The following is a 376-nucleotide window of genomic DNA, read 5'->3' as shown; positions in this document are numbered from 1 at the left end:
ATCTATCAAAACGGCTCTCGCGGCGCTGGCCGCCGCACTGAGCATGGGCGCGCAGGCCGCGAACCAGAATCAGGACTACGTGTACACGCCGGCCAACGGCGTGCACGAGGTGAAGTATTTCCACGCCTGTTACGACACCACCGATCCAGGACCGCGCACCAAGGTCAACGTGCACATGAACGGACTGGCGACGGGCGACGTGACGATTGCCACCCGCGCGGTCGAGGAGGGGCAGCCGTCGACCGAGATGGTCACCTTCCGGCTCAAGAACATGAACGCGAGCCTGAGCGTGCAGTTCCGCAGCAACGATGGCGCGCATTGCCAGCAGGGCGTGCAAAGCATCGCGTTCAGCAATGCCGTGCTGCGCGGTCGCGGC

General features: G+C 64.6%; 1 protein-coding gene. It reads left to right on the top strand.

Features of this window, described 5'->3' with window-relative positions; all coding sequences use genetic code 11:
• A partial coding sequence (locus D0817_RS26855) for a hypothetical protein (RefSeq protein WP_161568478.1) occupies window positions 1-376 on the top strand: 376 nt, incomplete at both ends.

Source organism: Flavobacterium cupreum, from assembly GCF_003996965.1.
Taxonomy (GTDB): Bacteria; Bacteroidota; Bacteroidia; order Flavobacteriales; family Flavobacteriaceae; genus Flavobacterium; species Flavobacterium cupreum.
Note: the sequence above shows the minus strand (reverse complement) of the source record. Positions and strands in the feature narration are given on the sequence as shown.